The organism is Paraglaciecola sp. (assembly GCF_039964565.1).
Taxonomy (GTDB): domain Bacteria; phylum Pseudomonadota; class Gammaproteobacteria; order Enterobacterales; family Alteromonadaceae; genus Paraglaciecola.
The window spans coordinates 296,264-309,497 of record NZ_JBDVXF010000043.1; the positions used below are offsets into that span (position 1 = coordinate 296,264).

General features: G+C 40.2%; 9 protein-coding genes and 1 pseudogene. 3 read left to right on the forward strand and 7 right to left on the reverse strand.

Features of this window, described 5'->3' with window-relative positions; genetic code table 11:
* Position 1: 1 nt before the first annotated feature.
* From ABJK37_RS19610 to ABJK37_RS19630, 5 genes are all read right to left on the reverse strand, one after another.
* The gene (locus tag ABJK37_RS19610; RefSeq protein ID WP_348357398.1) at positions 2-472 is read right to left on the reverse strand and encodes a Rid family hydrolase; all 471 of its coding nucleotides are present in this window, start codon (positions 470-472) and stop codon (positions 2-4) included.
* An 18-nt stretch (positions 473-490) separates the two neighbouring features.
* On the reverse strand, positions 491-1,033 hold the full coding sequence (locus ABJK37_RS19615; RefSeq protein WP_348357400.1) for a hypothetical protein: 543 nt from the start codon (positions 1,031-1,033) through the stop codon (positions 491-493).
* A gap of 137 nt (positions 1,034-1,170) precedes the next feature.
* A complete protein-coding gene (cydB, locus tag ABJK37_RS19620; RefSeq protein ID WP_348357402.1) occupies positions 1,171-2,169 on the reverse strand; it encodes a cytochrome d ubiquinol oxidase subunit II in 999 nt (332 codons plus the stop codon).
* On the reverse strand, positions 2,166-3,545 hold the full coding sequence (locus ABJK37_RS19625; RefSeq protein ID WP_348357404.1) for a cytochrome ubiquinol oxidase subunit I: 1,380 nt from the start codon (positions 3,543-3,545) through the stop codon (positions 2,166-2,168). Before ABJK37_RS19625 ends, cydB begins: the two co-directional genes overlap by 4 nt.
* Positions 3,546-3,604: 59 nt before the next feature.
* Positions 3,605-4,156, reverse strand: coding sequence for a MarR family transcriptional regulator (locus ABJK37_RS19630; RefSeq protein ID WP_348357406.1), 552 nt, complete (start codon positions 4,154-4,156; stop codon positions 3,605-3,607).
* A gap of 641 nt (positions 4,157-4,797) precedes the next feature.
* Here ABJK37_RS19630 and ABJK37_RS19635 point away from each other — a divergent pair.
* Positions 4,798-6,261, forward strand: coding sequence for a response regulator (locus tag ABJK37_RS19635; RefSeq protein ID WP_348357408.1), 1,464 nt, complete (start codon positions 4,798-4,800; stop codon positions 6,259-6,261).
* Between the two features lie 84 nt (positions 6,262-6,345).
* Here the strand turns inward: ABJK37_RS19635 and ABJK37_RS19640 are convergent, their stop codons facing one another.
* Both ABJK37_RS19640 and ABJK37_RS19645 read right to left on the reverse strand, forming a co-directional pair.
* Positions 6,346-10,632 carry a hypothetical protein gene (locus ABJK37_RS19640; RefSeq protein ID WP_348357410.1) on the reverse strand — a complete coding sequence of 1,429 codons (4,287 nt, stop codon included), beginning with the start codon at positions 10,630-10,632 and terminating at the stop codon, positions 6,346-6,348.
* A gap of 247 nt (positions 10,633-10,879) precedes the next feature.
* The gene (locus tag ABJK37_RS19645) at positions 10,880-11,656 is read right to left on the reverse strand and encodes a hypothetical protein (protein WP_348357412.1); all 777 of its coding nucleotides are present in this window, start codon (positions 11,654-11,656) and stop codon (positions 10,880-10,882) included.
* Positions 11,657-11,827: 171 nt separating this feature from the next.
* Here ABJK37_RS19645 and ABJK37_RS19650 point away from each other — a divergent pair.
* A pseudogene (locus ABJK37_RS19650) lies at positions 11,828-12,148 on the forward strand (transposase); the annotation flags it as partial.
* Positions 12,149-12,640: 492 nt separating this feature from the next.
* On the forward strand, positions 12,641-13,126 hold the full coding sequence (locus ABJK37_RS19655; protein ID WP_348357414.1) for a hypothetical protein: 486 nt from the start codon (positions 12,641-12,643) through the stop codon (positions 13,124-13,126).
* Positions 13,127-13,234: the final 108 nt, after the last annotated feature.

Below are 13,234 nucleotides of genomic sequence, written 5' to 3' on the forward strand. Positions count from 1 at the left end.
ACTAATTTTTGCTAAACGCTGCAATACATTCCACTTCAACTCGCGCGTTCAACGCCAAACCGTTTGTAGCAAAAGCACTGCGAGCAGGAAAATGTTTTGGAAAGTAACTTTTATACACTTGATTAAAATCGCCCCATTCTTTTATGTCTGCCAGCATAACTGTGCATTTGACTAAATCATTCATGGTTAGGTTGTGTGCCGCCAAACTCCCTTGAATATTATCCATGGTTTGTTTGGCTTCGTTTTTAATGCCACCTGCAATTAGTTTGCTGGAGTCGGGAAGGGTGCCTATTTCACCTGATAAAAATAACAAGTTTCCTACCCTAACGGCATTTGAAAAAGGGTAATTTTTCTCTATGTTGCGCTGCGATGAAAAATATTCGATTTGTTTAGCTAAGGTTTGTTGCGGAACCAAAAGACTTATCATGATGATAATTAAATACAAGAATAATTGTGAGTTAAGATGTTTCATTATGGATCCTTTACAGTGTTAACGGATGTGACTTTTACGTTTTCTAGATTGTATCCCGTAAAGCACTAAATAGATTATAGTGGTTGCTATGACCCCAAACGCACTCCACTTAATAGCGGTGATGTATCCGGCCAAATTTGCAATATCAATGTGTTTAGTGGGAAAAGAGCTGAGTAAAAATACTAAAAGCGAATTTTCAGTAAGGTCGAACAGTACTGCTACATAAGGTACAAGAATAATTTTTTTAGAAAAAGGGATGGCGAGCTTTGTAAACACCAAAGCAAAAATTAAGGCCAACAAAGTGCCATAATAAATAGGGTAGGCTACGTCTGCTGTTAGCAATCCAATCGTATATCGACTGCGAACCGCTTCACCATAGCTGCTTAACATCTGATAAAGCGTAGCGTGATCGTACCAAAAGAGTAAGTCCAGCGGCCCAACACTTCCCGTATTGATAATGTTGGGCAATAAATACAATGGAAAAATTAAATAAATCACACACATGATGATGACTAATCGAATGCGGGTGACCCTGAAAAACCAAGCAATGATATTCTCCATAACAGCCTACTTCCTAATGCGATGAATTCCTTAGTCCATATCATCTACCTAAACCTAACGAAAAATCTAGGTGAAAATGCGTTTTTTAACTATTTTATATTAGTGGCAACTGCTCTTGAATTCATTAATCGGCCTTTCTAGTAGTACTTCAAGTCTTGTACTTTTCCCCAAAATACTCGATAAGAAAATACTGTATACCCCAATATACAAGGGATAACGACTAACGCCCCATACAAAATAAAACGCAAAGATTCAGGCGCACTGGCAGCTTGCCAAATGGTTAATTCACCAGGTACAACATAAGGGTAAAAACTAAAAGCAAAACCACAAAAACAAAACACGTAAATCACTACTGTCATAAGAAAGGGTAACCAGCAACCAGTGTCATCTTTGAGGGGTAACTGCTTCAACACTAAATTGCCAATGTAAAACAGGGTAAAACAAACAAAAGGTACCAACGCCATAAAATAACCGAAAGGCGCACTGGTCCAGCGTTCAAATACAAATTGATTGATTAGTGGGTTGACGATACAAACCGCCAATATGCCGATAAAGCTGACTTTCCCTGCAAGTTTGGCCCATTTTATGGCAAGTAATTGTAAGTCGTCTGTGGTTTTTAAAATTAACCAAGTGCTGCCAATTAAGGCATAGGCACAAGTCACGCCTAATGCACTTAAAATCGAAAATAAAAAAGCCGTGACAGAAGTGTCAAATCCCATGACAAAATTACCCAACATATAACCCTGACTGGCAGATGCTATAAAAGACCCAAGTTTAAAAATTTGATTCCAACGGTGTTTATTAACCTGTGCCACCTTAGCCCGAAAATCAAATGCGACACCTCTTAAGATCAGACCAACCAACATGATGGCCGCTGGAATATACAGCGCTTTTAAAATGACATTATGCGCCGATGGAAAGGCAATCAATAATAATCCCACCGCCAAGACTAACCATGTTTCGTTGGCATCCCAAAAAGGACCAATTGAGGCGATCATTTGATCTGCTTGTTGATCATTGTCTAATGGGAGCAGTAAGCCTACTCCGAGATCATAGCCGTCTAAAATGGCATACACAATGACAGATAAGGCCATTAACCCAGCAAAAATGACTGGTAAGCTAGCGTCACTAATCATGATAATTCTCCCGCGGTGGTGTTACGAGGTCGCCGAAAATGTTTTTGATGCAATCTTTCTTCAGGTTGGATTTCTTCTATTTCAACCGCCTTTCGCGCCATTAAAAACAGGGTGTGTAAATATGCTATCAACAACGCAACATAGACCGATAAATACAAAACAAAACTAAACACGACGTTTTCTGGCGCGATGTTAGTGACCGCATCTGACGTTTTGAGCAAGCCAGATACCAAGTAAGGTTGACGCCCAATTTCCGTGACATACCAACCCGCTAGTGTGGCTACCCACCCAGAAAAACTCATTGCGATTAGGTAATATAACAGCCCTTTATTTAAATGATGGTTGCGGATCAACTTGTAACTGCAAAGCCAGGCGATGCCTAACATTAAGAGTCCTATTCCTACCATTATTCGGAACCCATAAAACACGGGTTTAACGGGAGGATGTTCGCCAATAAAGTCATTTAACCCTTGTACTTGGCCTTCAGCATCGTGGGTTAAAATGACACTAGCGAGATTAGGGATCGCTAATTCATAATGGTTGCTTCGTGTTTTTTCATCTGGAATCGCAAACATCAACATAGGCACTGCTTTTTGGGTTTCCCATATGCCTTCCATTGCCGCAACCTTTTGAGGTTGGTGTTTTAGGGTGTTTAAGCCATGTAAATCACCGACAAATATTTGTAAAGGCACTAAAATAGCAGCAACAAAAATCGCCGTCTTTAGTGCCAAACGAGGGGCTTTCTTATTGTCTCCACGAATAATTCTATAGGCAGATATCCCTGCAATTAAAAAAGACGCGGTTAGGGCTGAGGCCAATAAAACATGGCTCAAGCGATAAGGAAAAGAGGGGTTAAAAATGATGGCCCACCAATCTACAGCGTGAGCAACACCGTCTCGCATTTCAAAACCTGCTGGAGTTTGCATCCAAGAATTAAGCGCAATGATCCAAAAGGCTGAAAGGGTTGTGCCAACAGCGACCAATAAGGTAGCCAAGGTGTGTAACCAACTTGGTACGCGGTGCATGCCAAATAACATCACCCCTAAAAAAGTGGCTTCCAAAAAGAAAGCTGTGAGTACCTCATAACCCAAAAGTGGTCCTGCAATATTACCTACTGTTTCCATATAGCCAGGCCAATTAGTACCAAATTGGAACGACATAGTGATGCCGCTTACGACTCCTAAAGCAAAGGTCAGCGCAAATACTTTGACCCAAAAACGGTAAATACGCATCCACACTGGATGACCACTGAGGTTAAAACGTAATTTAAAATAAAATAAGAACCAGCCAAGGGCGATTGTGATACTGGGAAACAGGATATGGAAGCTAATATTGGCCGCAAACTGCAGGCGAGACAACAAGAAGACGTCAGCCATAAGGCACCTCAATTGTAAAGTTTAGAAATGAGTGAATTATATGTAGTCTGAAGGGCAGTTTATTCGTTGCTACGTTTTAATAACTTATGTTTCATATCCAGCACTTTGCCTACGCCTGAACCTAGTTTCATCAGGGTATCGAGTTTTTCCGGACTCAAACGTTGCAATTCGCTAGACCACTTGGTGATGCCCTCAAGTAAGTCATGCACTTCTCGGAGTTTTTGTTGTGCATGCTGTTCTTCTGCATTGGCAGGCGTATCAAGCAGTATATCGCGCAGCAATGAAAGAGTAGGGTCCATTTCACGCTTACGACGCTCCTCAAATACCCGATTGGCCATATCCCAAATACTACCGTTAGTCTGAAAATAGTCTTTGCGGTCTGCAGGTTTATGATGCAATTGAATTAATTGCCATGACTGCAATTCCTTTAATCCCATACTCACATTACCGCGAGAAATACTCAAAGCTTCAGCAATTTGATTGGCGCTGATAGGATCTTCGGTGATGACCAATAACGCATACATTTGTCCAACGGTGCGGTTAAATCCCCAACGACTGCCCATTTCACCAAAATGCATAACGAAGGTTTCTATCATTGGTGTCATTTTCATATTTTAAACATTCTAAAGTTTCAGTAATTATTGAAACTTTAGAATGTTTGCTGATCTAAGTCAATATGCAAGTTGCAGAAAAATGTACGGAGTCGTTTCACTAGCAGCGAATATTGGTATTAGTGTGGGTACGGAGCTTAATCCCTGCAAAATACATTTGTTATGACAGGCATTCGATTTCGATAGCGCTCCAGCTATAGATTTTTGGGAAAAATACGCCTATTCTAGCGGGCTATATTCGCCATATTTTTCTGGTCTTGGCGCATCATATATAGAATTAGCGTGTTGTTGCTTTGCAAGAGGACCCGAAGGGGATGCTAGCTAAGTATAGGCTTGTCAGTAAGTGGACGTTCTTCTTGAGTTCACATTAACAGTTGAAGTGGTTGTTCCTTTTGATTCACAAAAATACTGAAACCCAAAGTCATAGTGAAACCATTGAGTTTCTTAAGCCTGTCGCTTATTTTTTTGTCGTCCTTTATTCTTTTCTGACAATTGCGCATCTTTTTCTTTTAGATGATTCTTACAAATGGATAATGATATTTGTAGCCTTAACAACTGCAGTTGTTAGTTTGGTTGTTGGACTTACTTCAACTAGTATTTCATTGATACACCATAGCCGTTTTATTTTATTGTTATTGCTCATGGGTAGTAGTAATAGCCTACTACATTTATGGTTTTCTCAAGCTCCAGAACACACAACCAACATTTTCGTCGCCATCATTGCATCGGGCATAGTGTTATCTAATCGGAGTCATTGGATAGCTTCTATTATGTTTAACTGGATAGGCTGGAGTTTCATTAACTTTGCGCTTGAAATGGCCTTGTTCCAGCATTTTTTCTTTGCCATGGCAATGAGTACATTGCTCAGTTGGTTTGCTCATTTGGCGCGAAAAAAGTTGGTAGAAAAACAAGTGGAGCTTTTACAGGAGCGCGATCTTGCAATACAACATGAACAAGAAGCCAAAGCCGCCACATTAGCAAAAAGCGAATTTTTGGCGGTTATGAGTCATGAAATTCGTACCCCAATGAATGGTGTTATTGGCATGATAGATTTGGTGGCTCGCTCAAAACTGGATGAAAAACAGCAAAGTTTTATTGCGTCAGCTAAACGCAGCGCAGATTCTCTTCTAATCATTATTAACGACGTGTTAGATTTCTCAAAGATAGAAGCTGGTGAATTGGCGATAGAATTAGTTACCTTCGATTTAGAGCAGTTTTTTGCAGAATTAATTGCAGATCAGCAATATTTGGCTTTCGAAAAGGGCTTGAAGCTGACATTAACTAAACAGAATTATCCGCCAAGAAAGGTCGTGGGCGATCCCCATAGGATTACCCAAATACTCAACAATCTGTTATCCAACGCGATCAAGTTCACCGAGTCAGGTTATGTCAATGTTCAATATGATTTGCTGACTGTGGACGAGCATTTACGATTGAGCGTAGAAATTAGCGATACGGGTATTGGCATCAGTGAAAAATCACTGCCGTTCCTTTTTGACTCCTTCTCTCAAGCAGATATGTCGACAACCAGAAACTTTGGTGGCACTGGATTAGGATTGGCTATTAGCAAACAACTTTGTGAATTGATGGGAGGCAACATATCGGCCCAAAGTAGAGTAGGAGAAGGATCCACTTTTCGTTTTACTGTTAAACTTCAAGAAGCAAAGCCCACATCAATTTCAGATGAAACGCCTCAAAATCACCAGACCTTGGGCAGTTTTGTTAACTTACAGGTATTGTTAGTTGAAGATAATTTCATTAATCAAGAAGTGATGAAAGCGGTTTTGGGTGAGTTTGATATTAACGTTGAACTTGCAAATGATGGGCTCGAGGCTTTGTCTATTATAGCCGCTCCTGAATCGACAAAGTTTGATTTGATATTGATGGACTGCCAAATGCCGAAAATGGACGGCTATGAAACCACTCGCCGCATTAGGGCTGACGAAGAATCAGGGCGCATTCCTATCATAGCGCTGACAGCGAACACTATGAATAGTGAAAAAGAAAAGTGTCTTGAAGCAGGTATGGATGATTATCTCTCTAAGCCGATTAATACCGACGCTTTGTATGCTATGTTGGCGAAGTACCAGCCAAGCCAATCCTAGTAGAACGGACTCCCTGAGATCCCTCGCTAACATTCAAATGGTTTGGTTTTAGAAAATCATTCAAACAAGTCAACCGCTCCTATGTCACTCACCAATATTGGTATTACTGCCTTTTAAAAGTGAGGCATTGCGCAGTAGTAAAGGGATCATTCCTAAGATTGCCGTCAAGATCCCTAATGCTGAATCAATCGCTTGACCACTACTAAAAACGGTGACCACTAACAATACCAATACAAGAGTAAATACTGGGATCCTAAGCATTGACCAAATACCGGTATTCGCATCTGCCTGCCACTGTGCCACGTCGCTTTCTCTTTCAGCATGTAGAACAAAACGTTTGAAACTATCGTTAACTAGGTGCCAACCGGCATCCCGATAGATATAACCTCGTCTCATTAGGTGTTCGAGGACTTCCGAATTCAATGGATTCACATGACAACCTGATGCTATCTGAAATAATAAATAACGTTCGTCCTTAGTACATAACTCCCATTTCATCCTATACAAGGCTCCGCCATGCATCGCGAAAAAACCAATAATTTGTGATGGCTTCCAAAACGGTTGTAAGTTTTCTGCGGTTATTCGCGCATTCGTGTCTTGCAACTTAACTAGGCGGTGATAATCCTTAAAGGCTTCTTCAATCTCACGCAATTCAGCCCAACCATTTGACTCGTTCTCAATTAAGTGCAGCACATCACCGACCGCTCTTGGCATATATTTCCTGCCTGGGGTCCAGTCGTAGTGTTTAGAAAAATTTGCAAACAACATCGCCCAGCCTAATTCTTCTGTGGTGCTTGCAACCGTTTCGGTTTTAGCGTGTGGATACTCATCTTGTTTGGTTAATCGAAAAATAGGGGCCGTGTCGGCAATAATGACTAGGTGTATATTAGGCATTTTTATCAGGGATTCTGTGAGTGATAGTGCGAGTAGTCGTTGTTTAGGTAAAAATGCTAGAAGTTCATAACCTTCGAGCAACAAAACCATGGGGATCTGTTTTTTATGTTTAGATAATCGCTGCAAAATTTCAAAACTACCCTGTTCTTTTTTGAGTAAATCGGCAATGTTAAATACCGTATTTTCGAAAAAAGTGACCTCTCTTGTTTTTACTTCGTGCACAATACGCTGTCGCGTGGAATGTAACAGCAGAATTCTAACTGCAGCAGTTTGTTTGAGTTTTGCTGCAAGAATGCCCCATTTCTCGGTTGCAGTTGAGTGTTCTCTTGGATAGGAAATTCTAAAATCATTGGTTAAGTGATCACCAAATAAACGCCTCACCAAAACTAACGTAATTAGGCGATGTATAATAAATAGTTGCAGAAAAATTGAAATCACAATAAAAACAATACTACGCTCACTTGCAAGCAACATGAATGAATCAGGATGGTACTGTAAAATACTGTTGTGGCTTGAATCAGCCAATATTTGTGGTGATGTGTTATTTGCCTGAAGTGCCAAATGATTATGTGATTCTGTACAAGTATCTTTTTGAGAAGAAGTAATGCGTTTTGCTAGATGGGTTATCTCAGCCAGCAAGGAATCAGCAAAGGCGATATTTGAAAATATCTTCTGTATAACTTTATCTGTATAACATTGGTTGTCTGTATCCACGGCATTTATCCAATTTCCAAAGGCGGGAAACATTTGTTTTAGTGAATTTTCTGCTAACCAATCTTTACCCTTAAAATTGTCTTTATCGGCTTCGCCAATGATTAATTTGTAATCCGCTAATTGAGATTGATAGTTTTTTTCTGCGATTTGTAAATGTTGGGTTTGTAACCTTGCCTGATGTTGTAGTAAATACCCATTAGCGCTATTTACAATTAGACTTGCAGGTACAGCCGCTACAAGAAAAACCACGGCAAGGATAAAACACAGGTAAGTCTTGGTGTATCGCTCCTTGTCAAAAACCGTGTCGGTGTAAGATTCGGCGAAAGGTACACGAAAATAAAAAATTAGTGCCCCTAAGAAAGTACCTAAACCCACCAGGAAAAACACCCAATTGACAGTGTTATCATTTGCGTAAATAGGGCCCATATATATTCCAATTAGTATGATTACAATAGCAACAACAACAAATGGAGTTAACTTGGGAGAGGCGCCACGTAAAACCGTCCTGTGAGGATCAAGGCTCTGCATAATAAGTTTTAGGGCCAATACCGCAACCAGTAGCCAAATGCCAAGTCTAAGTGTTAGGTCGAATACGACTCCCATCATTAAAAAACAAAACGCACTTCCTCCAATTAACAAAAACAACCAACTACGATAACGGTTGGCATGGCGCGGGTTGAAGTATAAAAGACTGGCCCAAAATGGTTGGCTGCTGGTGTATCGAAGGTAAGCGAATAATGGAATTATAAGAAATAGAAACAACATTACTGCCATAAAAAGTAACAGCATATTATTTAACTCGGCTCCAGTTTGGTCAAAAAATATGATTAGGGTTAATGGTGCATTTTTGTAGCTTTTATCGATAAACAAATCACCCACTGAAAATAGGTGTGACTTACCGCGATAAACCGCATTGAAGGTAATGGGATCCATGCGTTTGCCAGAATCATAATCTTGGTTGGATACAAAGGCATAAAGTTGTTTATTGTTGTCAGTTTCTACAAAAACATTTTCAATAAGACTTCGTTGCTCGTCGCTGTGAAATAGCACCGTTCCTGATTGGTCAAATACTAAATACCCATAGTCTCTGGGCATCACTCTGTGAAAAAAAGTCCGTAAACGAGTGCCAAAACTTAATATTTGTCTATTTTCTTGGTGCTTTCGGTCGAATAGAGGTATGGCGAACTGAGTGTTTTTTCTGCCATCCCTAACGTTATTGATGCGCTCAAATATTACGCCTTTGCTGCATTTTCGACTATTGTCTGTTTCACCCCAAAGGTCGCAATCTTTAGCTTTCCGGAAATATTGCCGATGAGCGAGACTAATATCTCGACCGGCCAATAGGTTCTTTTGTTTCCATATGGTGGTCGCATTTTCCAGAAATCGTCCTTCCTCGTTGAGGATAAACGCACCTTCAATAATATAATCGTAAATATCTAGGTTGACTTTGTTTTTGATAACTAATGAGTCATCTTGGCAACTCGAAAATCCCCCTTCTTTACCAAAACGATTAGTTTCAACATAAAGGCATTTGTTGTTTGATGCATACGCCGACTTGCCAAGCGCATGAGGTGTTTTCAGTTTATCGCTATTCAGGATCGCCCAGCTTTTTAGGGTATCGATTTCGGTTTTGAATTCTTCGGTGATTTGTTTATAGAGTTGTGTGGCTTGGTGTGATTTTTCTGCCATTAAATAACCATAAAATAACTGGTGATTGATAGCAATGCTCGACATGCCAACTGCCACCAACAACCCTAAGCCAATTTGGCTGACATCGCTGCGAGTAAAAGCATATTTCACTGAAACAAAACGTAATTTTAATAGCGGCAACAGTGAGATAGATATGATTAAAATAAGAACAAACCACAGCGCTGTGTTGGGTGAAACATTTAGCTTAGCTAGGCGTAATTCATCAGCTGGAACCAAACCTAATATATATAATTGATCGGTGCTGGTATTAAATGCAGTTAAACTAGATGGTTGTAAAAATACTCGGTAGTCGACTCCGCCAATTGTGGTATCTAATATTTCACTCGTAGTGGGTTTGAAATCATTAATGTAGTCTTTATTTTCTGCGCGCAGAGTATGTTTTGCGGCTATCTGTTTAAATAAGCTATTGACGTCTTGAAATTGTAGATCTGCAGTCTCCACCCCCTTTTTGTTGATTTGGCTCGCGCCAATCACAGTGCCTGTTTCGTTCGCGATGAGTACTAAGGGAAAGCGCTCAATATTGGCTGGGACGAAGTTTTTAGTTTCAACTTCGAGAACATTTATGGACCTATTATTAGCGTTGTTGACAGGGTTATTAGATTGGTTTTTGAGTTGCCTGTTGGCAAAATTTGGGGACGAGCGTCTAGCAAGAGGTGAGGTTGTTGATACTCTGATATATGTTTTCCCGTCGGTATGGAAAAAAATTCTGTTGTCCTGAAAATCTGGTTGACCTATTTGTGTCGAGCTCGATACTTTTAAGGTTCTTAAATTTGCTGAACGATTAGCTAATGCAACTCGGTTTTTGAGTAAGTCTTCACACGAAGAAGACGAGGCCTCTATCTCTTCACATACTTTTGCTATTTCGGTAAGTTGCTCAGCAGATTGAATAAAACTTCTGCTAACCTCATTGAGACCGCGAAAGTGCAAGCGATTTTGGTAGTCTTCATTTTTTTGGATTTTAAAAAAGTACATGGCACTAGAAATACTAACGGCCAATAACACAGTAACCGAAAAAATAATTAAACTGGAATAACGCTTTTTAAATGATGACATTTTCACCTCCCTGTGTGGTATATGCTTTGTTCTTTGGGGCTTTACAAAACTATAGTCACTGCCAGAAAAAATGCGTTAGTAAAAAAAGAGGGGGAGTTAATATTAGGTAATTGAGGCTGAAGAAAGGTAGTAACTAGTGAATTTTTAAGCGCTAGAAACCCAATTGGGAGAGGCTGTTTTGCACTAACATTAATGCAAAACAGCAGTATTGGCATTAGAACTAAAGATAAGCCATAACAAACCTATGTTAATTTAACAGGTCTTTGAGCTTATCATTGGCTTTTTCTAGCAACTTATCCTTTTGTTTATCCAGCTCTTTATTGACTTTTTTCTTGGCTTCTTCTGCTAAGCGTTTTTTAGCTTGTGCTTTAGCAGCTGCGATCACATTATCTAACATGGCATTGACCACTGCAGCCCCTACTTGATCGGCCGGTATACCATTGGGTTGGCCTATGGCTCCGGCATTAAAAGTAGGTAAGGTTACCTCATAAGCTTTAGTTTTTATGTCTAAATCACCAGTAGACATGGCTTCAAAGTTTAGTTTGAGTTGTACATTACTTATGTTGACATTTTCCACTACGAGCAAGGGGTTAGCGGTCTCTTTTGCCACTGGTTTATCTGTGGCTTTTGGCAAATTGGCTGTTAAATTATTTTTCAGTGCGAGCAGGTTGCCTTTACCGTTTTTATCGACTTCGTAAAGAATTTCTGGTGCATCGATGTTAATCGCCTGAACTACGTAAGGTTCATTTAAAACCTCTCCTAGGTCTAGAGTCATTGCATCAACCTTGAATGCATTTTCATCGCTAAAACCTTGGGGATTGTTTACCTGAACACCGCTTATGGTCATTCTCCCTTCAGTGAGCACTAGATCAACATTTGCAACTGACACCTGTGTATCCAGATATTGGCTACCCTGTTGCTCTATTTGCACACGAATAAAATCACCCGCTCCGCTCAACATATAATATGCACCGCCAGCAACCAGCAGTAGCAACAAAACAAAAATTCCTAAACCTTTTTTCATATCACACTCATATCGCTATTTATTATGGGTTCATTGTAACAAATAATAGTAAAACGAAACCAAGGTTAGTGCCTAGTGTTGACAATAAATATTCTCACGACATCATTAAACACAATGAGATGGTTACTACCTGAGCGGACGATCACTAACGATGGACAATTTACTCCTTTGTTGATGAATAAATCTTGGTGTGTGTACAGCAAACCCTGCTTGTGTCAGCCTAAAACGGTTATTCGTTATCTAGGGCGATATACGAAAAAAGGGATGTTAAATGAGTCGCGATTACAGGCGATAAGCGAAGACAACGTCTCCTTCAGTTATAAAGATTATGCAGATGGCAATCGGCCTAAACAAATGACGCTAAGCGGTAAAGAGTTTATTCGTCGTTATCTCAGTCATATTCTGCCCCAAGGTTTGAAGCGCGTGCGGCACTTTGGTTTTTTAGCCAATTGTTGCCGACGTAAGAAACTTGACGTTATTCGACGACAATTACCTGACGAGGTGGAGAAAAAGGACAATGCAGAAACTAATGAACGAGCCAAGTGCTGGCCTTGTCCGATGTGTAAAGTAGGCGTGCTAGTGTTGATGTCAATGGCTCTACCTACTATGAATGTTCAGAGAATAGCAAGTGGCTAAGATTATTGTATGACCGTTTAAGACAAGGTGGAAATGGGAGGTAATAGGGCAGCCATAACGCTGTCAGGGGACAGGCTGCCCTGCAGTTTGAAAAACAAGATAAAGAGGCAATAAAATGATGAACAGTACGTGTTTAACATGAAAATATCGCACCTAGTGGCAGATATGTATGCGAATAAACTTGCCCTTGATACAAGCTCCGCTATTCCTTTCAAAAACAAATTCCATTAGCATAAAGAATACCAAAAAATTTAAGGTCAAGGTCTCGGCTTTGCCCAACAAGATGATTATTAGTCACACACTACGTGCCGTATAATCACTAAGTAGTTATGACCTCATGAGGAAGCTATGGTAACACCAATAATTATTCTTTTTATGTTGACCAGCCCTTTGATCATCGCCTTTCTCTATTCAAAGTTTAGCGATAGACCACTAAATATAACAAAGTATGCCTGCTGGGGATTGGGAATAGCCTTTATATTCTTCTTTGTTGGACACCTTGTTGAAACGGAAGGAATGGTGGAAATGTTACCGTCTTGGGTTCCTTCCCGCTTAGCACTAGTCTATCTCACAGGGTTGATTGAGCTACTAATTGGTATCGCACTTTTTATGCCGAGGTATCAACCCCTTGCTGCAAAGCTTGCTATTGTAGTTTTTGTTATTTTCTTTCCGGCAAATATTTATGCTGCATTAAATGGCATTGGTCTTGGCGGGCATCAATGGGGGCCTGTTTATTTACTAATACGCGGGCCGCTACAAATTATATTAATTGCATGGGCATATTTCCTCTGCCTAAAAGGTCATAACACATATGAGCCTCCGGTCGGTCAATAGGTACTAGTCATCTTTTGACCGCTTTTTCAAGATCAATCCAAGTCTCTGAGCTAAGCCGCATACTTCATCTGTCATAATGGCTGTTAAGTCATCGCTTACAGCAAACAC